At 65.0% G+C, this 20,980-nt stretch carries 18 protein-coding genes; 10 read left to right on the forward strand and 8 right to left on the reverse strand.

All coding sequences use genetic code 11. From position 1 onward, the window contains the following. The first annotated feature begins 45 nt into the window (after positions 1–45). Positions 46–1,890, forward strand: a complete 1,845-nt coding sequence (locus AB6804_RS11040; protein WP_370886489.1) for a sigma-54-dependent Fis family transcriptional regulator — start codon at positions 46–48, stop codon at positions 1,888–1,890. On the opposite strand, the gene eutC is transcribed toward AB6804_RS11040, so the two are convergent. Next, on the reverse strand, positions 1,887–2,660 hold the full coding sequence (gene eutC / locus AB6804_RS11045) for an ethanolamine ammonia-lyase subunit EutC (protein WP_370886578.1): 774 nt from the start codon (positions 2,658–2,660) through the stop codon (positions 1,887–1,889). The two genes, AB6804_RS11040 and eutC, sit on opposite strands and share 4 nt — an antisense overlap. Then, the gene (locus AB6804_RS11050) at positions 2,660–4,036 is read right to left on the reverse strand and encodes an ethanolamine ammonia-lyase subunit EutB (protein ID WP_370886490.1); all 1,377 of its coding nucleotides are present in this window, start codon (positions 4,034–4,036) and stop codon (positions 2,660–2,662) included. Before AB6804_RS11050 ends, eutC begins: the two co-directional genes overlap by 1 nt. Positions 4,037–4,182: 146 nt before the next feature. Between AB6804_RS11050 and mnmH the strand changes: the two genes are divergently transcribed. Together mnmH and AB6804_RS11060 are read left to right on the forward strand one after the other, a co-directional pair. Next, on the forward strand, positions 4,183–5,250 hold the full coding sequence (gene mnmH, locus AB6804_RS11055; protein WP_370886491.1) for a tRNA 2-selenouridine(34) synthase MnmH: 1,068 nt from the start codon (positions 4,183–4,185) through the stop codon (positions 5,248–5,250). 28 nt (positions 5,251–5,278) lie between these two features. Continuing rightward, on the forward strand, positions 5,279–6,328 hold the full coding sequence (locus tag AB6804_RS11060) for a permease (RefSeq protein ID WP_370886492.1): 1,050 nt from the start codon (positions 5,279–5,281) through the stop codon (positions 6,326–6,328). A gap of 378 nt (positions 6,329–6,706) precedes the next feature. Here AB6804_RS11060 and cydB read toward each other — a convergent pair whose 3' ends face one another. Beyond that, entirely contained in the window at positions 6,707–7,708 is a 1,002-nt protein-coding gene (gene cydB, locus AB6804_RS11065) for a cytochrome d ubiquinol oxidase subunit II (RefSeq protein ID WP_370886493.1), read from the reverse strand. A gap of 4 nt (positions 7,709–7,712) precedes the next feature. Further along, positions 7,713–9,116, reverse strand: coding sequence for a cytochrome ubiquinol oxidase subunit I (locus AB6804_RS11070; RefSeq protein ID WP_035964308.1), 1,404 nt, complete (start codon positions 9,114–9,116; stop codon positions 7,713–7,715). 395 nt (positions 9,117–9,511) lie between these two features. Between AB6804_RS11070 and AB6804_RS11075 the strand changes: the two genes are divergently transcribed. Both AB6804_RS11075 and AB6804_RS11080 read left to right on the forward strand, forming a co-directional pair. Then, the gene (locus tag AB6804_RS11075) at positions 9,512–10,384 is read left to right on the forward strand and encodes a neutral zinc metallopeptidase (protein ID WP_370886494.1); all 873 of its coding nucleotides are present in this window, start codon (positions 9,512–9,514) and stop codon (positions 10,382–10,384) included. A 163-nt stretch (positions 10,385–10,547) separates the two neighbouring features. Then, positions 10,548–11,450 carry a flagellar brake protein gene (locus AB6804_RS11080; RefSeq protein ID WP_370886495.1) on the forward strand — a complete coding sequence of 301 codons (903 nt, stop codon included), beginning with the start codon at positions 10,548–10,550 and terminating at the stop codon, positions 11,448–11,450. 19 nt (positions 11,451–11,469) lie between these two features. On the opposite strand, the gene AB6804_RS11085 is transcribed toward AB6804_RS11080, so the two are convergent. Then, a complete protein-coding gene (locus AB6804_RS11085) occupies positions 11,470–12,123 on the reverse strand; it encodes a DsbA family protein (RefSeq protein WP_370886496.1) in 654 nt (217 codons plus the stop codon). Positions 12,124–12,225: 102 nt separating this feature from the next. Next, complete coding sequence (locus tag AB6804_RS11090) at positions 12,226–13,566, reverse strand: NAD(P)/FAD-dependent oxidoreductase (RefSeq protein WP_370886497.1); 1,341 nt, start codon at positions 13,564–13,566, stop codon at positions 12,226–12,228. 289 nt (positions 13,567–13,855) lie between these two features. Between AB6804_RS11090 and AB6804_RS11095 the strand changes: the two genes are divergently transcribed. After that, positions 13,856–14,287 carry an OsmC family protein gene (locus tag AB6804_RS11095; RefSeq protein WP_035964282.1) on the forward strand — a complete coding sequence of 144 codons (432 nt, stop codon included), beginning with the start codon at positions 13,856–13,858 and terminating at the stop codon, positions 14,285–14,287. Between the two features lie 42 nt (positions 14,288–14,329). On the opposite strand, the gene AB6804_RS11100 is transcribed toward AB6804_RS11095, so the two are convergent. Beyond that, entirely contained in the window at positions 14,330–15,304 is a 975-nt protein-coding gene (locus AB6804_RS11100; RefSeq protein ID WP_370886498.1) for a diguanylate cyclase, read from the reverse strand. Between the two features lie 268 nt (positions 15,305–15,572). On the opposite strand from AB6804_RS11100, the gene AB6804_RS11105 reads away from it, so the two are divergent. The 4 genes from AB6804_RS11105 (at position 15,573) to AB6804_RS11120 (ending at position 19,083) form a co-directional block, all read left to right on the forward strand. Beyond that, complete coding sequence (locus tag AB6804_RS11105; RefSeq protein WP_370886499.1) at positions 15,573–16,658, forward strand: calcium:proton antiporter; 1,086 nt, start codon at positions 15,573–15,575, stop codon at positions 16,656–16,658. Between the two features lie 127 nt (positions 16,659–16,785). Next, positions 16,786–17,595: an ABC transporter substrate-binding protein gene (locus AB6804_RS11110; protein WP_370886500.1), complete on the forward strand. Its 810-nt coding sequence runs from the start codon at positions 16,786–16,788 to the stop codon at positions 17,593–17,595. Between the two features lie 91 nt (positions 17,596–17,686). Beyond that, positions 17,687–18,808, forward strand: a complete 1,122-nt coding sequence (locus AB6804_RS11115; RefSeq protein WP_370886501.1) for a succinylglutamate desuccinylase/aspartoacylase family protein — start codon at positions 17,687–17,689, stop codon at positions 18,806–18,808. Positions 18,809–18,933: 125 nt separating this feature from the next. Further along, positions 18,934–19,083, forward strand: a complete 150-nt coding sequence (locus AB6804_RS11120) for a hypothetical protein (RefSeq protein ID WP_160174730.1) — start codon at positions 18,934–18,936, stop codon at positions 19,081–19,083. Between the two features lie 223 nt (positions 19,084–19,306). Here AB6804_RS11120 and AB6804_RS11125 read toward each other — a convergent pair whose 3' ends face one another. Further along, on the reverse strand, positions 19,307–20,707 hold the full coding sequence (locus AB6804_RS11125) for an NCS2 family permease (protein ID WP_370886502.1): 1,401 nt from the start codon (positions 20,705–20,707) through the stop codon (positions 19,307–19,309). Positions 20,708–20,980: the final 273 nt, after the last annotated feature.

Here is a 20,980-nt window from a genome sequence, read left to right on the forward strand (position 1 = left end):
CCGGCCACATCGGTCAGGCGCGCGATGGATCGAGAGGAGGAAGCCATGCATGCCATCGGCGCGGCTTTGCGGCCGGCGCATCATGACGTCGTGCAGCAGGACGTCATCCGTCACGCACACGAGCGTTCCGCCACGTTCGGCCTCATCGCCGACATGCGGCCCGACTACGCCGTGCTGTCCACGCCCGAACTCGCGTCCCGGCTGGACGAAAGCCACGCGCTCTTCGCCCATGCGTTGCCAGTCATGGAAACGCTGTACGCGCAGATCGCCAATACGCACAGCATGATCGCGCTGACGGACGCGAGCGGGCTCATTCTCCACTCTCTCGGCGACGACGATTTCCTCGCCCGCGCGCAGAAAGTCTCGCTGCGGGCGGGCGCGGTCTGGAGCGAGGCGCTGCAGGGCACGAACGCGATCGGCACGACCATCGCGGCGCGCGAAGCCATCACCGTGCATGGCGACCAGCACTATCTGCGCGCCAATCATTTCCTGACGTGTTCGAGCGTGCCGATTCTCGATCCGCTCGGCAACCTGAGCGGCGTGCTCGACGTGACCGGCGACCGGCGCGGCTATCACCAGCACACGATGGCGCTCGTCAGGATGTCCGGGCAGATGATCGAAAACCGGCTTATCGCGAGCGCGTTCGACGATGGCTTGCGCATTCACTTCCACAGCCGCCCCGAGTTCATCGGCACGCTGATGGAAGGCATCGCCGTTTTCGATTCCGGCGGCCGCCTGCTCAGTGCGAACCGCAGCGCGCAGTTTCAGCTGGGCATCGAACTCGGACGGCTGCGTAGGGAGACGCTGACTTCGCTGTTCGGCGCGACTGCGGACGCATTGGCCGCGCGGGCAGGCGAAACATGCCGGCTCGAATTGCACAACGGCGTGGGCGTGTTCGCGAGCGTGCAGTTCGATGCTCGCCGCGTGCCATCTACGCCTCGGCGCAGCACTCGGCCTGCGCCGCCGTCGCATCTGCTCGACCTCTGCACCGGCGATCCGGCCATGCGCGATGTCGTCGAGCGCGTCGGCAAGGTGATCGGCAAGCCCATTCCGATACTCATCGGCGGCGAGACCGGCGCGGGCAAGGAAATGCTCGCGCGCGCCATTCATCGCGATTCGCCGCGTCGCGATGGCCCGTTCGTCGCGGTCAATTGCGCGTCGCTGCCGGAGACTCTGATCGAATCCGAACTGTTCGGCTACGCGCAGGGCGCATTCACCGGCGCGGCGAAGCGCGGCGCGACCGGCAAGATCGCGCAGGCGAACGGCGGCACCCTGTTCCTCGATGAAATCGGCGACATGTCGCTCGCGCTGCAAAGCCGTCTGCTGCGTGTCCTGCAGGAGCGTGTCGTCGAGCCGCTCGGCGCGGCGCGCGCGACGCCGGTCGATTTCATGCTGATCTGCGCGAGCAACCGCAAACTGCGGGAGCAGGTCGCGGCGGGCGCGTTTCGCGAAGATCTTTATTACCGGGTCAACGGGCTATCGGTGACGCTGCCGCCGCTTCGCGAGCGGACCGACCTTCGCGCGATCATCGATCGGCTGCTGGCCGGCGATGACTGCGCGGGCCGCACCGTCGGCATCGCGGACGACGTGCTCGCGCTGTTCGCGCGGCATCGCTGGCCGGGCAACTTGCGGCAGTTGAGCAACGTGCTGCGCACGGCCTGTGCGATGCTCGACGAGCATGCCACGCAGATTCGCATCGGCCATCTTCCGCGCGACTTCCTCGAAGAACTGGACGATGCGCCGAGGCCGCCCGCAAGCGATGCGCGTCTCGCCGACATCGCCGTGAGCGCGGTCACGGCGGCGCTCGACAAGCACGGCGGCAACGTATCGGCGGCGGCGCGTGCGTTGGGGGTATCGCGTACTACGGTTTATCGGAAGCTGCGGACTTAAGCGTCTTCGTCGAGCCGTTTCGCGTTCGCGGAAGAGGGCGGCGGCAGCGCGCCGCTGTGATCTTTCAGCGCGACGCCCGTCAGTTCGAGCCTGCGCGCCTCGTTCAACAGCCAGTGCAGCTTGAACGCGGCGGCGTCGTAGCCGAGTCCCTCGGGCCGCACGTTCGATATGCAGTTGCGCTCGGCGTCGCTTCGTCCGGCGCGCGGCGCGTAAGTCACGTAAAGGCCGAGGCTGTCGGGCGAACTGAGGCCCGGCCGCTCGCCGATCATCACGACGACGATCGTCGCCCGTAAAAGCTCACCGATAGCATCCCCAATCGCGACGCGCGCCTGTGTCGCGATCACCACCGGACCGATCGACCAGCCGTCGAGCATCGCGCGCAGCGCCGACAGCAGCGGCGCGGCGTGGCGCTGCGTCGCGATTGCCGAGAGGCCATCGGCGGCGACGAATACGATGTCGCAACGCGACTCGCGGGCGGTGAGGCGTGCGGCGCTGGCGTCGTCGAGCACGCGGCCCAGGTCCGGCCGGCGCAGATAGTGATCGCGATCCGGCGCGGCGCTCGCGGCGTCGAGCGTATCGAAGCCGGCGGCGCGAATCGCGCCGGCAAGGGCGGCCGTATCGAGCGGATGATGCACCGCGTCGCGCGCCTGCGCATGGGCGAGCTGGAAGGCGAGCAACGGCGTGGTCGGCAGGCTGCTGCCCGCGCGCCCGAGCGCAATGCGGGCGTTCGTGAACCGGCGCAGCGCATCCCACGGATTCGCGTCGATCATCATGTGTCGATCCAGTCGAGCAGCGGTTGGCCTTGCGCGGAAAGCAATTCACCGCGCGTATCGGTGACGCGCATTTGCGCGAGCCACGCTTCGAATTCAGGCGCGCGTTTGAGACCGAGCGCGCGGCGGATAAAGAGCGCGTCGTGGAACGAGGTGCTTTGATAGTTGAGCATCACGTCGTCGGCGCCGGGCACACCCATGATGAAGTTCACGCCAGCGACGCCGAGAAGCGTCAGCAGCGTGTCCATGTCGTCCTGATCAGCCTCGGCGTGATTCGTGTAGCAGACGTCGCAGCCCATCGGCACGCCGAGCAGCTTGCCGCAGAAGTGATCTTCCAGGCCGGCGCGGATGATCTGCCGCCCATCGTAAAGATATTCCGGGCCGATGAAGCCGACGACCGTGTTCGTCAGTAGCGGCTCGAAGCGGCGCGCGACCGCGTAGGCGCGCGCCTCGCAGGTTTGCTGATCGACGCCGTGATGCGCGTTTGCCGACAACGCGCTGCCCTGACCGGTCTCGAAGTACATGACGTTGTCGCCGACGGTTCCGCGCCCGAGCGACTTCGCCGCCTCGTGCGCTTCCTGCAACAGCGCGAGCGATACGCCGAAGCTCGCGTTTGCGCGCTCGGTGCCCGCGACCGACTGAAACACGAGATCGACGGGCGCGCCGTGCTCGATCGCGGCGATCGTATTGGTCACGTGAGTCAGCACGCACGACTGGATCGGCGCGTCGTAGCGCTGGCGGAAGTCGTCCATCATCGTGAGCAGCGCGGTGATGGCGGCGGGCGAATCGGAGGCCGGATTCACGCCGATGACGGCATCGCCGCAGCCGTAGAAGAGGCCGTCGAGCATGGAAGCCGCAATGCCCTTTGGATCGTCGGTCGGATGATTCGGCTGCAGGCGCACCGAAAGCCGCCCCGGCAGGCCGATCGTCGTGCGAAACCGCGTGACCACCGGGCGCTTTTTCGCGGCCAGGATCAGGTCCTGATTGCGCATGAGCTTGGAAACGGCGGCGGCCATTTCCGGCGTGACGCCCATCGTGATGCGTTCGAGGGCGGCGGTATCGACGCTATCGGAGAGCAGCCACTCGCGGAACTCGCCCACGGTCAGGTGCGCGATGGGCGCGAAGGCATCGGCGTCGTGGGTATCGAGGATCAGGCGCGTGACTTCGTCGTCCTCGTACGGAATCAGCGGCTCGTCGAGAAACGTGCGCAACGGCACCCGCGCGAGCGCCATTTTCGCGGCGACGCGCTCTTCTTCCGACGCGGCCGCGACGCCTGCGAGTTCGTCGCCGGAGCGCTGCGGACTTGCGCGGGCGAGCAGCGTCTTCAGATCGTCGAAGCGGTAGCGGCGCGCGCCGATCGTCTCGTAGTAGCTCATCGTTTGCCCCTGGACCGATGATCCTGTCACTTTAACCGCATTGCATCGCGTGCAAAAAGCGTGACCAAAATCGCGCGCTGAAGCGAAACCGTGAGCCGTGCGATAATTTCAGGCTTCGCCGCCGCTTCTTTCGCATTGATTTTCCAGTGAAAAACCTGCTCGTTTCCATCGATCGCCTCCGCGACTTCGACGAAATCGTCGATGTCCGCACGCCGCTCGAATTCGCCGAGGACCACATTCCCGGCGCTATCAATGCACCCGTGCTCGAGAACGAGGAACGGGTGATCGTCGGCACGATGTACAAGCAGGTCTCGCCGTTCGAGGCGACGCGCGTGGGCGCGGCGATGGTCGCGCGCAATATCGCGCGTCATCTCGATACGCTCTTCGCCGATCGCCCGCGCAACTGGCGCCCGCTGATCTATTGCTGGCGCGGCGGCAAGCGTTCCGGCTCGATGACGACGTGGTTCAACATGATCGGCTGGCAGGCGCGTCAGCTCGAAGGCGGCTACAAGAGCTATCGGCGTGACGTGCTGGATCGCCTGACGACATTGCCGGCGCGCTTTCGTTATGTCGCGCTGATCGGCCACACGGGCAGCGGCAAGACGCGGTTGTTGCAGGCGCTCGGGCACGCAGGCGCGCAAGTGCTGGACCTCGAAGGACTGGCGGCGCATCGCGGTTCGCTGCTCGGCGCGCTGCCGGGACACGATCAGCCGTCGCAGAAAGCATTCGATTCGGCGCTCGTCGCGACGCTGCGCGGCTTCGATCCGGCGCGGCCCGTGTTCATCGAGGCAGAAGGGCGGCGCATCGGCGCGGTCACGATGCCCGACTCGCTGCTCGACAGCCTGCACGCCGCCGCGTGTGTCGAAGTCGAAGCGCGCCGCGAGGACCGTATCGCGTTTCTGTTACAGGACTACGCGCATCTCTTCGACGATCCAGAGTTTTTCAAGGCGCAGTTGTCGAAGCTCGTCGCGCTGCATAGCCGGGAGCGGGTCGGGCATTGGCATCGGCTGATCGATGAAGGCGCGCGCGCCGAGCTTTTTGCCGAACTGATCGACCGGCACTATGATCCGGCCTACGGCCGCAGCAGTCGCGCGCTCTACACGCAACTGCCTCAGGCGGCGCGTATGCTTTTCCGTCCGAACGACGCCGACAGCCTCGATCAGGCGAAGGCGCTGCTCGCGCAATTGTCCGAGACGTCCGTCGTCCTCGGCTAATCTTTTGTTCCACTCAGAAATAAGAAATATGACCACGCTCCGACAACCTCGCATCGCGCTCGGCTGGATGGTGTTCCTGCTGATCGCCGTCGCGGGCCTCTTCTACGTCAAATGGTTTCCCTACTACAACCGCGCGTTCGTCGCGGCGAGCCAGCATTCGATCGGCAAGTCGATCCTGATGGGCGCGTCGGCAGCCGCGCCCGAGCCGTCCTGGCAGGCTGCGCTCGATTACGCGATGGCCTACGGCAAGGCCATCTGGCAGGCGATGGTGCTCGGCCTGCTGCTCGGATCGGCGGTGCAGGCGTTGATTCCGCCGCGCTGGGTGGCGCGTGCGCTCGGCGAGCATAACTTCGGCAGCGTCGTGAATGGCGGGCTGATGTCTCTGCCCGGCATGATGTGCACGTGCTGCGCGGCGCCGGTCGTCGCGGGCTTGCGGGCGCGGCAGGCGGCGCCGGGCGCGGCCATCGCGTTCTGGCTCGGCAACACGGTGCTGAACCCGGCGGCGCTGGTGTTCATGGGCTTCGTGCTCGGCTGGCAGTGGACGGGCTTGCGTCTCGTGCTGGGCGTGCTGATGGTGTTCGGCCTCGGCTATGCGGTGAATCGCATGGTGACGCCGGCGCAGGCGGCGGCATCGCGCGAAGCGTTGTCGAAGCTGGTTCAGGAGGACGATCCGGGCACTGCTTTCTCGCGCTGGCTGAAGATTCTCGGCCGCATGACGCTGCGGCTCGTGCCGGAGTACATCGTGCTGGTGCTGCTGCTGGGCGCGGCGCGGGCGTGGCTCTTTCCGCACATCGGGCCGGATATCGGCAATGCTGCGCTGTGGATCATCGCGTTCGCGGTAGCGGGCACGCTATTCGTGATCCCGACGGCGGGCGAGGTGCCCATCATTCAGGCGATGCTGTCGCTCGGCATGGCGACGGGTCCGGCGGGCGCGCTGCTGATGACGCTGCCGCCGGTGAGCGTGCCGTCGCTGGTGATGCTCGGGCGGTCGTTTCCGCCGAAAGTGCTGGCGTTCGTCGCGGCGTCGGTGGTCGCGTTTGGGGTGATCGGCGGCGTGGTGGCGGGGTGGTTGTTCTAGGCGATGAGTGAGCAAGGGTCCGATTGGCCGACCCGCTCAAGTCGATGACGCTGCGCTTCGTGCTGCTTTGCGTCGGTTCTAACCGGGCAAAGCGGCTCGACTGACGTTGAAGGCGATTCAGGGCTGCGTCAGGCTCGCTGTACTAAGCGCTAAGCATCGAACCGGAGCAGAAGCCAATGCGTCAAAACCTCTGGTCGACACCGCCGGGAACGCGGCTACTGCACTGAACCGCACGTAGCCGGCTCCCTCGCAGCGACAACTCAAAACCCCGCCGCAGTCCCCCACCGGATCAGCAACTTGAATGGCAGCGCGAGCAACATCGTCGCGCCGACGCCAGCGGCCCAAAGCGCAAAGAACCAGAAAACGCCGCGCATCCGCTTAGTGATAGTGATGTTCGCCATGGCGCACCTTCCCTCTGAATACCCAATACCCCAGCGTCGTGTAAGCGACGATCACCGGCAAGATCACCGCAGCGCCAACGATCGTAAATAGCTGGCTCGAACGCGGCGACGCCGCATCCCAGATCGACACGCCCGGAAAGATGTCGTGCGGCGAAATGCTCGCCACCAGTCCGGCATAACCGAGCAGCACGAAGCCGAGCGCCATCGCGAACGGCCGCTTCTCGTGACGCGAATCGATCGACCGGCGCATCGCCCACGCGCACGCCGCGACGAGCACCGGAACCGGCAGCATCCGGTAGAACAGCGGCGAATCGAACCAGCGCGACGCAATGCCCGCATCGAGCAGAGGCGTCCACACGCTGACGACAGCGATCGTCGCGAGCTGCAGCAGCGTCAGCGGCCACACGACGCGATACATCCGCCGCTGCAAGTCGCCTTCGGTCTTCGCGATCAGCCAGCAAGCGCCGAGCAGCGCATACGTGACGACGAGCGCGCCGCCGGTGAACATCGCAAAGGGCGTGAACCAGCCGAAGGCATCGCCGGAGAAGCGTCCGTCCGCAACGGGGATGCCTTCGAGAAACGCGCCGAGCGCCACGCCCTGAAAGAACGTCGCACCCGCCGATCCGCCGATGAACGCAAGGTCCCACAGATGCCGGGTGCGCGTGGCCTTGGACCGGATCTCGAACGACACGCCCCGGAAAATCAGGCATACGAGCATCAGCACGAGCGGCAGATAGAGCGCCGACAAGACAGTCGAATAGACCATCGGAAAGGCGGCAAAAAGCCCTGCGCCGCCGAGCACGAGCCAGGTTTCGTTGCCGTCCCAGACGGGCGCGACGGTGTTCATCATCACGTCGCGGTCGTGCTGGTCCGCAAAGAACGGAAAGAGAATGCCGATGCCCAGGTCGAAGCCGTCGAGCACCACGTACATGAAGAGGCCCAATGCGATGATCGCGGCCCAGGCAACTGTCAGGTCCATGTCGTTACGCTCCTTCGATGGACTGGGTAGGCAAGGAAAGCGGCCGGCGCGCGGTGCCTTCCGATGAAGGCTCGTGCGGCGTCTGTCCCGGCAGCGCGGGGCCCTGACGCAGCAGCTTCAGCAAGTAGTAGATGCCCGTGCCGAACACGATCGTGTACACGATCACGAACGCGAGCAGCGACACGCCCACTTGCTGCGCGGTGACGGGCGAGACGGCATCAGCCGTGCGCATCACGCCATACACGACCCACGGCTGACGCCCGGCTTCCGTCGTGACCCAGCCCGCAAGCAGCGTGATGAAACCGCTCGGGCCCATCAGCAACACGAAGCGATGAAACCAGCGTGCCTCGAACAACCGGCGCTTGCGATGCAGCAGCCACGACGCCACCGACATCACGATCATCAGCACACCGAGGCCGGCCATCACGCGAAAGCTCCAGAACACGATCGTCGAGTTCGGGCGCTCGTCCTTCGGAAATGACTTGAGACCGCGAATTTCGCCATCCCAGCTATGCGTGAGGATCAGGCTGCCGAGATGCGGGATTTGCACGGCGTACTTCGTGGTCTCCGCTTCCATGTCGGGGATGCCGAACAGGTTCAGCGCCGTGCCGCCTTTCTCGGTTTCCCAGATGCCTTCGATCGCCGCGATCTTCGCCGGCTGATGCTCCCGCGTGTTGATGCCGTGCGCGTCGCCGACGAGCGCCTGAAGCGGCGTCAGCGCGAGCAGCAGCCACAGCGCCATCGAAAAAGTCTTCTTGATCGCCGGGTCGCGCCGGCCTTTCAACAGGTGCCATGCGCCCGTCGCCGCCACCACCAGCGCCGCGACGATGAACGCGGCAATCGCCATATGCGCGAGCCGGTACGGGAACGACGGATTGAAGATGATCGCGAACCAGTCGACCGGCACGACATGATCGCCTTCGATTCGAAAGCCTTGCGGCGTCTGCATCCAGCTATTGGATGCGAGGATCCAGAACGTCGAGATGAGCGTGCCGATGGCGACCATCAGCGTCGCGCCGAAGTGCGCCTTCGGGCCGACCTTGTTCCAGCCGAACAGCATGATGCCGAGAAAGCCCGCTTCGAGGAAGAACGCGGTCATTACTTCGTAGGTCAGCAGCGGCCCCGTGATAGGGCCGGCGAAGGTGGAGAAGCCGCCCCAGTTGGTGCCGAATTCATACGCCATGACGACGCCCGACACCACGCCCATGCCGAACGCCACGGCGAAAATCTTCGACCAGAACAGGCAGAGTTCCTTGTAGACCGGCTTGCCTGTTTTGAGCCATGCGCCTTCGAGCACGGCGATGAAACTCGCGAGTCCGATGCTCAGGGCAGGAAAGATGATGTGAAACGATACGGTGAACGCGAACTGTATCCGCGCCAGGTCGATTGCTTCCGGAGTCGAGTGCATGATGACTTGTCTTTTTGAAATTCACGCGGCCGTTCGTGGAGGTCTGGCCGGTTGTGTGTCGCGACGAATGCGTCTGATCACGGCCGGAGCTTAGCGCCGAAAATGAACGACTGTTGCGCTGCGTCAGAGAGGCCGCATTGTGCGGAAATGCCGCAGTTTCAACGAGTTGCTGGCGTTATCCGCTTGATATTTATGCGTTTTCGAGGTGGCGACCCGCGTTGCGTGGCCGGGTGCGCGACGTGCTTCTCGCGACAATCGACCGCACTGCATCAGACGGACTGAAGCGGAATGCGCGGACGAAGTTTCACCTGTGTGCGGTGCAGAATCCGCGGAGCGCGCGGGTACGATACTGGCTTTCCAGAAACGCATGACGCGCGAACACAAGGAGAACCTACATGCGCCTCGATGATGAAAGTGAAAGTCAGAACGTCGAAGACCGGCGGGGGTCGGGCGGCTTCGGCGTCGGCGGGGGAACAATAGGCATCGGCACCATCGTGCTGGCGCTGGCTGCGTCGTACTTTTTCGGCATCAATCCGATGACGATCATCAACGGCGCGCAAGTGCTGCAAGGCAATGCGCCGCAACGTCAGGCCGCGCCAAGCAATGCGGAACCGGCGCACGATGCCGGCGCTGTGTTCGTCCGCCGCGTGCTCGGCAATACCGAACGCACCTGGCAGCACATCTTCCGCACGGAATTCAATCAGGACTATCCGGCGCCGAAGCTCGTGCTCTTTTCGGGCGGCACGCAGACCGCCTGCGGCACGGGGCAGGCCGCCATGGGCCCGTTCTACTGTCCGGCGGACCGCAACGTGTACATCGATCTTTCGTTCTATCGCGAACTGCGCGACCGCTTCGGCGCGAGCGGAGACTTCGCGCAGGCTTACGTGATCGCGCATGAAGTGGGGCACCACGTGCAAAACGTGCTCGGCGTCTCGGACAAGGTCGATCGCGCTCGCGCGCGAATGTCGCGTGAGCAGGCGAATGCGCTGTCGGTGCGAGTCGAGTTACAGGCGGATTGCTTCGCGGGCGTTTGGGCGGCAGTCGCGCAGCAGCAGAACGCGAAGCTGATCGAGCCGGGCGATTTCGAGCAAGGGCTGAACGCGGCGGCCGCAATCGGCGACGACCGCTTGCAGCAACAGACGCAAGGGCGGGTCGTGCCGGAGGCGTTCACGCACGGGACGAGCGCGCAGCGACAGAGATGGTTGAAGCGCGGACTGTCGTCCGGCGACGTTCGCCAATGCGACACATACTCGGCGCAGACGCTTTAATTTTTATGCGCATAACACTTCACCACGCAAAGGCGAACACGGTATCAATAACCGAAATTTGACGACGTTCCGTCCCGATATGTAATGATTTCCGAAAAAACACTTGACGAGTAAGCGAGCAACTAAGAGGATTGCACCAAACACTTAAGAATATTCCGACCAAATGCTCGCGGAACCCGTCTTTGACAAACGACCGGCTCTTGTCCGTCTGAATGCAGCCGATATCCCGCTGAAAGCGCCGCTCGAATGGCCGATCCTCGCACCCGATGGCGCGGTGCTGTTCGATAGCGGCACCGTCGTCCCCGACGAAGCCGCACGTGCTTTCCTCTATCGTCATTTCGAGCCGCATCGTCCGTCGCGGGAAGCGACGCTCGCCTCGGCCGCCATCGACACCGCCGCCGATGGAGCGCCGACACTCGAGGACATGGGCCTCGCCATTGGCGGACGCGTCGGCTTGCGCGGCGGCAGCATCTCCGGGTCCGCGATGTACGCGAGCCGCGTGATCGGCTTCTCGAATCCGCGTCGCAACGGCGAACGGTCGCTTTTCGTCACGCAGCCGGTCATGGCCGGTTCCGGTCCGCTCGAACTGACGCGCGGCGAGCAGGTCGATCTTGTCGCGCTGACGGGACGCGGCGTGTTCCGCTTCGCCTGCACCGTCGATGCAACCAGCCGGGAGCCGTTCAACTACGTGGTGTTATCGGCGCCGGGCGCGATCCGCCGCTTGCGGGCGCGCAAGTTCGCGCGGCTCCCGACCTGCCTCGGTGCGCGCTTCTCGACGGCAGCCGCAGCGAGCGCGGTGCCGCAACTCGGCCGCGTCGCCGATATCAGCCCGTACGGCATGTCGCTGTCGGCGCCCACGGCGACTGCCCGCGCCGGGGACCGCCTGAAACTTTCGTTCCGGTTCTGCACCGATGGCGTCGATGTCGAAATCGATACGACCGCGATCGTGCGTCACGTCGGCCCGGCTGAGTCAGGCGCGCCAGGCGCGGCCTACGGACTCGAGTTCGAAGCGCTCGATGCTTCGCAGCGCATCGCGCTGAAGTCGTTCATGGCGGAGCACAGCTAGACGGCTGCGCGCGCCGATGTCAGCTTCCCGGAAATCCGTCCGGGAACAGCCGCTCGATGGCGGCTTCGTAGTGCTGAATCGGCGCGGCGCCGCGCAGTGCGATCGGCGGCGGCGGTTCCTGGCCCGGCGCCGGTTCGCGCGACAGCACGGCGAACGGCACGCCGCTGATGCCGAGTTGCTTCGCGAATTCTTCGTCTTCGATGACGAGATCGGTATACGTGCCGTCGTCGAGCGATTCTTCCAGCAGTTCCGGGTCGATGCCGCAGGTGGCGGCGATGTCGATGAGCGCGTCCGGATCGCCGATATCGATGCCTTCCTCGAAGTAAGCCTTGAAGATGGCGCGATGCACGAGGTCGTATCGGCCGGACTCACGCGCGAACAAAACCGTTTCGAACGCCTTGCGGCTGCGCGGCGCGACGGACGGCAGACGCATCAAGAGGCCGCGTTCTTCGGCGAGCGGACGCACCGATTTTTCCCATGCCTCGTGGATCGTGTCGCTGTTCGGATCGAGCAGCGGCGCGGGTTCCGGGCGCAGCTCGAACGCGTGCCAGCGAACCTCGACGGCGTCCCCGTAGGCGTTGCGCAACTGGTCGAGCACCGGCGTTTCCAGATAGCAGAAAGGACACACGAAGTCCGACCAGACGTCGACATACAACAGCGGCGTGGATGCCATGAAAGCCTCTAGCGATGATTGCGGCGGCCAGCGCGCGTGCGCTGGCCGCAAAACCGGTATGTTAGCGCGCCGCCTCGCGCCGCGCCGCATCGTCCGATGCGCTCAGAAGCCGCCGTCCAGTTCGATGCGGCTGCCGTCGAAGAAGCGCGACAGGCGGAACGCATGCGGATCGACGAGGGGCGCATCGTTGGCGACGAGGTCGGCCATCAGCTTGCCCGCGCCCGGACCGATGCCGAAGCCATGCCCCGAAAAACCCGTCGCGATGAACAGCCCGCGCGTGCGCTCGACACCGGAAATGGCGGGCACCGCGTCGGGCGTCACGTCGATATAGCCGGCCCAAGCCTGCTCCACGGTGACCGGCGAGAGCGACGGGAAGATCGCGCGAAACTCGGCGAGCGCGGTCTCGTTGAACGCTTCGACGGGCGCGGGATCGAGCGTACGGACGGTTTCGAAGACCGTCGGCTGATCGAGCGGCCAGCGGCGCGGACGCCGCAGTTCTTCAAAAAAGCGCGCGTTGAAACTGAGCTTGATCGAGCCGAACTGGCTTTTGAGCGCGGGAAGGAATTTGGTGAAGAGCCGGAAACTGTCGGGCGTGATGTCGCTATAACTCCGGAAGGCATTGGCAAGCGTGTATCCGCCATCCATCCGCTTGCGATACCCCAGCGCCTGATTGCACGCGCTGACTTCGGGCCCGCCGGGAAGCGCGGCCGTACGCATGACCGACGAGCGCACCATCAGTTGCGGCACGTCCACGCCCAGATTGCCCGCGAACAGACGCGTCCACGCTCCGCCCGCGACAACCACGCTCTGGCAGCGAATCCGACCGTGTTCGGTCACCACCGCGCTTACCGCACCGCCGCTTGTTTCGACGCCGCGCACCGCGCACGGCATTGCGATCTTGACGCCGCGCTGGCGCAGCGCCGCGGCCATCGCGGGGACGGCGCGTTGCGGTTCGGCGCGGCCATCGCTCGGCGTGTAGATGCCGCCCGCGAATCGGCGCGCCGCGCCGGGCATCAGCGCGGCGGTTTCGTCGGGCGACACGATGCGTGAATCGATAGCGTCGCGGCCCACTTTCGCGACGGCGCGCGCCAGCCAGGCTTCGTGATCAGTGAGCGCCCGGGCGTCGTCGGCGGCGTAGAGGATGCCGCATTCGCGATAGCCGCTGTCGATGCCGAGATCGGCGTCCATGCGCCGCCACAGCTTCAGGCTTTCGAGGCTCAGTTCGAGTTCGCGCAAATCGCGATGCGTCGCGCGGCACCAGCCCCAGTTGCGGCTCGACTGCTCGCCGGCGATATGTCCTTTTTCGCAGACGGCGACCGACAAGCCCTTCTCCGCGAGAAAGCGCGCCGTGCTGATGCCGATGACGCCGCCCCCGACGACGACCACGTCGACGCTTTCGGGCAACGCCTTGTCTTCCGCGATGCGTTCGGTTGGCGGCCCCATCTTATGCGGCCTCTTCGCGTGCAGTGCGTGTCATGTGTTCCTTCGTTTGCGGTCGAACATCCGGCGAGGATGCTAAGGGAATCGGCGGGCTTTGACCATCGGCGCAAAAATCTCAGGCACCGGGTCCGCGACGCGGGCGCTGCATCGCCGGGTGCGATCCGCTACGATGAAAGCGATGCATCGCGTCATCGGCGCCGGGCACGGTGCGTGCAATGAGTCCGCGCTGCTGACGCAGTAGCTCGGCCGGCAAGGCCGGTCATCGCAATCTCATCTCTCATGGAGAACTCTCGTGCAAAAGACTGCATCGGCAAAATGGAGCGGCGGCATCAAGGACGGCAAGGGATTCATCTCGACACAGACCGGCGTGCTGAATGACGCGCCGTACGGGTTCAAATCGCGCTTCGAAGAAGGGCCGGGCACCAATCCCGAGGAACTGATTGGCGCGGCGCATGCGGGCTGCTTCACGATGGCGCTCTCGCTGCAACTCGAGCAGGCGGGCATGAAAGCCGAAAGCCTGGAAACGAAGTCGACGGTCACGCTCGAGAAAGACGGCGAAGGCTTCACGATCACATCGTGTCAGCTCGATCTGAAGGCGAAGATTCCCGGCGCCGACAAAGCCGCGTTCGACAAGGCCGCGCAAGCCGCCAAGGAAGGCTGCCCGGTTTCGAAACTGTTCGCCGGCAACGCCCAAATCACACTGAACGCGCAATTGGAGTCCTGATCGGGCCCGTACTGTCCGCGTCTCATCGCCGGCCTGCGCGCATCAATGCCGCAGGCCTTTTTTCTGCGCCATCTTGTGCGCGTACATCTGGCTGTCGCTCGCCGCGAGCAGATCGATGACCGTCGCATGCCGCGCGGGATCGTACTGCGTCTGCCCGACGCTGAAGCGAATGTCGTAGCCACGCTCCGCCGCCGCTTCGTGACCGGCAAGCGTCGCGCGCAGGCGATCGAGCGCGCGGGCTGTTTCGTCGTCGCCGGCATCGGTCAGGAGCGCGACGAATTCGTCGCCGCCGAGCCGGCCGATGACATCGGTCTGGCGAAACGAATTGCGCAGCGCGGCGGCGAAGGTCGCGAGCGCGCGGTCGCCTTCGGCGTGGCCGTAGCTGTCGTTGATCTGCTTGAAGCCGTCCAGATCGAAGAACAAGAGCGATGCGCGATGCCCCATGCGCTTGCAGACGTTCAGCGCATGTTGCGCGAGCGCCTCGAAGCCGCGACGGTTCGGAATCAGCGTGAGGTCGTCGACCGTGGCGAGTTCGATCGCCGCCAGTTCCTGCTCCGCGATACGCGCGAGGTCGAGCAGCAGTCCGCGCTGCTCGGCGTCGAGCGTGCGCGGGCGTCGATCGATCAGGCATAGCGTGCCGAGCCGCGCGCCGTTGGGCACCGTGAGCGGCTGGCCCGCATAAAAGCGGATATTCGGCTCGCCGACGACGAGCGGATTGTCGCGAAAGCGGCTGTCGGCGCGGGCGTCGGGAATCATCAGCAGGTCGTCCTGCAGGATGGCGTGCGAGCAGAACGACACATCGCGCGGTGTCTCGCGTGCTTCCAGGCCGGTACACGACTTGAACCACTGGCGGTTCTCGTCGATCAGGCTCACGAGCGCGATGGGCACGTCGAACAGATGCCGCGCGAGGCGGGTGAGCCGGTCGAAGCGTTCTTCGGGCGGCGTGTCGAGGATACGCAGCGTACGGAGCGTGGCGAGGCGGGTCGATTCGTTCTCGGGTTTCGGGGCGACGAGCATGAAGTCTCGGTTCCTCCTGCAGGATTGGTGCGTCGAGCGATGCAAGCGGACGTATTGTCCGGCAAATGAGGAATCTGCGGTTGGAAGACGGAAAATTCCACCGCGCAACCGCGCCGGCCGCATCCGGCGGCTATTATGCCGATGGCAGGCGGGCCTTTGCCGCAGCGCTTTCATCGCACGCTCACAGCGCGGGCGGGTCGGATTGTTTCGCCGACTCGCCCCGGGTCATGTACCGACCATCCCCTCCACCGATTCCCCCGGAACGCCGATGAAAAACAAGCTCAACTGGACCACCCTCGCGCCGATCGCCGCGATTGTCGTGCTCGCCGGCGCAGCGTTTGTCCATAACGCGTTGGCGACCGGCCTGTCCGCGATTGCGCTCGCGCTCGCGGTATTCGCAGCGGTGCATCACGCCGAAGTGGTCGCGCATCGCGTCGGGGAGCCGTTCGGCACGCTGGTGCTGGCGATCGCCGTGACGGTGATCGAAGTGGCGCTGATCGTCTCGGTGATGCTTTCCGGCGGCCCGGAGAAAGCCGCACTGCCGCGCGACACCGTGTTCGCCGCGATCATGATCTGCTGTTGCGGAATCGTCGGAATGTGTCTGCTCGTCGGCGGCCTGCGGCATCACGTGCAGGATTTTCAGCTGCAGGGCGCAAGCGCGGCGCTCGCGAATCTCTGCGCGCTGTCGGTGCTGACGCTCGTGCTGCCGAACTTCACGAGCACGGTCGTGGGTCCGGCGCTGTCGACTTCGCAACTGGTTTTCGTGGGCGTCATTTCGCTCGTGCTGTACGTGGTCTACGTGTTCGTGCAGACGATCCGGCATCGCGATTACTTCCTGCCCGCCGCCGCGAAAACCATCGTCGACGAGGACGAGGCCCCGCACGCGCCGCCGCCGACGAGCGGCGAAGCGTGGTTCGCGCTCGCCTTGCTGATGGTCTCGCTCGTGGCGGTCGTCGGGCTGGCGAAGCTGCTGTCGCCGGCGGTCGAGGCGGCCGTCGAGGCGGCGGGCGCGCCTGAGGCGGTGGTCGGCGTCGTGATCGCGGCGCTCGTGCTGCTGCCCGAGGGAGTCGCGGCGGTGCGGGCGGCTCGGCTCGACCGCATCCAGACGAGCCTGAATCTTGCGCTCGGCTCCGCGCTGGCGAGCATCGGCCTGACGATCCCGACGGTGGCCGTCGTGTCGATCGCCATCGGCCAGCCTATTTCGCTCGGCCTCGAGCCGAAGGAAATCACGCTGCTCGCGCTCACGCTGATCGTGTCGATCATCACGCTCGGCACCGGGCGATCAACGGTGCTTCAGGGCGTCGTGCATCTGGTGATTTTCGCGGCATTTCTGTTCCTCTCCGTGGTCCCTTGACGCGCTTTGACGCGCGCTCGCCGGCGTGCCGTTTTGTTACACTTCAGGGTTTTCCCGCAAGGGTTCCACTGCGCGCCCGCTGCCGGCTCGGCGCGCTTGCATTAACAGCAAGTATCGAAGGATCGGAATGTCGCAACAGAAGTTCGTCAGCAAGACTGCATCGTTCGCCCTGCGCGCGATGCTCGCCGCCGTCGCCGCCACGTCGTTCGCCGCGCATGCCAGGGAAATCACGCAGATCCGCTTTGCCGTCGATCCGTCGTATCCGCCGTTCGAATCGAAGCAGGCGGACGGCAAGCTGGTCGGTTTCGATATCGACTTAGGCAATGCGCTGTGCGCGCAGATGAAAGTCAAGTGCGTGTGGGTCGAGAACAATTTCGACGGCATGATTCCTGGCCTCAAGGCCCGCAAGTTCGACGCCGTGCTGTCCGACATGGGCATCACCGAAGAGCGTCTGAAGCAGATCGATTTCACGGTCCCGCTCTACGATACCCACGCGCAACTCGTCGCACGCGCCGGCTCCGGCATTCTGCCGACGGCGCAGGCGCTGAAGGGCAAGCGCGTCGGCGTCGAGCAGGGCACGGTGCAGGAACGCTACGCGAAGGCGAAGTGGGAAGCGCAGGGCGTGCAGGTCGTCGCGTATGGCGATCAGGAGCAGGTGGAGTCGGACCTCGTCGCCGGCCGTATCGACGCGATGTTCACCGACGCCGCGCAAGCCGCCATCGGCTTTCTCAAGAAGCCGCAAGGAAAGCCGTTCGCGCTCGTCGGGCCGATCGTCGAAGACAAGGCGATCATCGGTCCGGGCACGGCCATCGGCCTGCGCAAGGGCGACGCGGACCTGCAGAAGGGCTTGAATGATGCCTTCGGCGAGTTGAAGAAGAACGGCACGTTCAAGCGCATCATGGCGAAGTACTTCGAGACCGACGTCTCCATCCAGTAATCGCTGCGCAGCGCACCGACGCAATCACGGAAAGGCATCGCTTGCGGTGCCTTTCTTGTTTCTCACGCGGGTTTCACGGGGATTTTCGCCGATGCAGGTACACAGCCATCCGCTCGTCGGTGCGTCGCTCGGCACCGAGCGGGCGATCACGAGCTATCGGTTCGGACCGGACGACGACGCCGCGCCGAAGGTGTATATCCAGGCATCGCTGCACGCGGACGAACTGCCGGGCATCGTCGTCGCGTGGCTGCTCAAGCGGCGGTTCGCGGAACTGGAGGCGGCTGGCAGGCTGAACGCGCGCATCGTGCTCGTGCCGGTCGCGAATCCGGCCGGCCTCAATCAGCATTGGTTCGGCACGCACATGGGGCGCTTCGACATGCGCTCCGGACACGACTTCAATCGCCGCTTTCCCAATCCCGGCCCCGCCATCGCGATGCAACTCGATGGCCGTCTCACCGCTGACGCCGCGCACAACGCCAGCCTGATCCGCGCCGCGCTCCGGAATCATCTCGCGTGTTACGAAGGCACGACGGAACTCGAATCGCAACGCATCGCGCTGATGCGGCTTGCCTGCGACGCGGACCTCGTCATCGACCTGCATTGCGACTGGGAAGCCGTGCCGCATCTCTACACGACGCCGCAAGCGTGGCCGTCGATCGAACCGCTCGCGCGTTACCTTGGCAGCGAGGCGCAATTGCTCGCGGACGTTTCGGGCGGCGAGCCGTTCGACGAAGCGTGCGCGTCGGCGTGGCGCTATCTGCGCGGCGCGTTCGACGGCCGCTTCCCGATTCCGCTGGGGCTCACGCCCGTTACGCTCGAATTGCGCGGCGTGCGCGACGTATCGCACGAAACGGCCAACCGCGACGCCCAGGCGATCGTCGATTACCTGACGCACGCGGGCTTCATCTCCGGCGATGCGCCCGAGCCGCCTGCGCTGCGCCATCCCGCGACGCCGCTCGCCGGATGCGATTACGTGCAATCGCCATCGTCGGGCGTGATTCTGCATCTCCGCGACGTGGGCGACAGCGTCCGTGCGGGCGAGACCATCGCTCAAGTCCTCGATCCGTTCGACGACCGGCTCGTGCCGCTCATCGCGCAGACGGACGGCGTGCTTTACGCGCGGCACTGGACGCGCTTTGCGACGGCAGGGATGCTGGTTGCGCGGATCTCAGGCGAGGGCGCGGCGCGCAAGGGAGACTTGCTCGTGCCGTGAGCGGCGGCAAAACTGACCGGTGTGTTTTCAGCAACCGCTGTAGCTTTTTTGACAATTGGTTGCAATGCAGCATAAAAAGCGTATAGTTAGGGTTATCCCCTAGCTACTTACCCTGAGACACGCTCATGAAAACCACCGCTCAACAATCCGTCGTCGTTTCGTTCGGTTCGTGGGTGCGCGCAGCCAAGGCTGCGGTGCTTCGCGAGTGGAACCGTGCGCTTCAACTGCACCTGCAAAACTGCGAAATTCTCGTTGAATCGTATCGCCGCAAGTAAGCTGCGTTATACGCCCGGTCAGGCGGTTTAGCAGTTTCAAGCAGTATTGGACAAAGCCCCCGAAAGCTGATGCTTTCGGGGGCTTTGTCGTTTGGCAAATGGTTTTGAATGTCGATTGAATATGCGCAGGTTTGCTATTCGTCCGGAGAGGCTTGAGGCTGAGTCACCAGGATCATAAAACGGCGCGCTTTCGCAAAGCGCGCCGTTTGCAGATGCGAACCCGTCAAATCGCCCAGCCGCCCAGATAAAACACTGCCAGCACCACCGCGATCGCCACAGTCCCAACATTCAGCTTCCGGAATTCGCCCGCAACGAGCCGCCCAATGACCAGCGTGCAAAAGCCGAGCATGATCCCGGTGACGATATTCGCCGTAAGCACGATGAACACCGCGCATACGAGCCCGGACATCGTGTCGACGGTATCGTCCATATGCAGTTTGGCGACGTTGCCGAGCATCAGCAGCCCGACGTACATCAGCGCGGGCGCCGTCGCGTAGGAAGGCACGAGGCTCGCGAGCGGCGACAGGAACATCACCGCGAGAAAGAGCGCGCCGACGACACTGGCCGCCAGGCCCGTTTTCGCGCCCGCCGCCACGCCCACCGACGATTCGATATACGCCGCCGCCGGCGCACCGCCGAAGCAAGCCGAGAAGATCGAACTGAGCGAATCCGCGGTCAGCGCGCGGCCGCCGTTCACGATGCGCCCGTTGCCGTCGATCTGCCCGGCCTGGCCCGCGACGGCGCGGATCGTGCCGGTGGCGTCGAACACGGCCGTCATCACCAGCGCGAGGACGCTTGGCAGGACGGCCATCGACAGCGCGCCCTTGATGTCCATCGCGCCGATCAGCGACGCATGCCCCGGCGCGGACAGCGAGGGCAGCGCGAAAACGCCATGAAAGCGCACCGACGGGTCGAACGCGAGCCCGATGGCCGACAAGCCGACCACCACGAGCAGAATGCCGCCCGGCACGCGCCGGCGCTCGAGACCGAAGATCGCGGCGAGGCCGAAGACGGACATCAGCACCGGAAAGGCCGTGATGTGGCCGAGCGACACCGGCATGCCGGGCGCGGGATTCTTCACGATCAGCCCCACATCGTTCGATGCGATCAGCAGCAGGAACAAGCCGATGCCGATGCCCGTCCCGTGCGCGACGCCCGTCGGCAGGTTGCGAAGAATCCACGAGCGCACGCCGGTCACGGAGATCGCGGTGAAGACGACGCCCATCAGGAACACCGCGCCCAGCGCGACAGCGGGCGACAGTCCTTTGCCGAGCACGAGGCCGAACGCCGTGAATGCGGTCAGCGAGATCGCGCAGCCAATCGCGATCGGCAAGCGCGCCCATACGCCCATCAGCAGCGAGCCGAACGCGGTCGTCAGGCACACGGCGACGAACACGGCGCTCGTATCGAAACCCGCCTTGCCGAGCATGCCCGGCACGACGAACACGGAATAGACCATCGCGAGGAACGTCGTCACGCCGGCGACGACTTCGCGCTTCTGCGTGCTGCCGGATTGCGAGATGCCGAAATAACGGTCGATGAAGCCGTCGTGCGCCGGCTGAACCTCGTCTGTCTGATGAGCGGAAGAGATATCGCCAAGCTGCCGGGCGGGGGATTCCAACATGATGAGCTGCTCCTTTATCAGCACGCTGAAACGGATAGCCGTGCGCGCACGGCGGGTCCGTCGTCAGGGTCGTCTCGTATGATTTTCTTGATGTGGGCCGCATGCATCGCCGGAAGGCTGCACTCGGTCAGGCAAAGACTAGGTGAACGGGATACGCGGTCCAATCCCGTGAAAAACATTCCGCCCATGCGAGCATTCTTATATTTCTGAGAAGCCACGCAGGGCGGACGTGTGTGCAACGGAAGCGAGCACCGGACTAGGGCAAACGCCTAG

The sequence above is a fragment of the Caballeronia sp. RCC_10 genome, assembly GCF_041360715.1.
GTDB classification, from domain to species: domain Bacteria; phylum Pseudomonadota; class Gammaproteobacteria; order Burkholderiales; family Burkholderiaceae; genus Caballeronia; species Caballeronia grimmiae.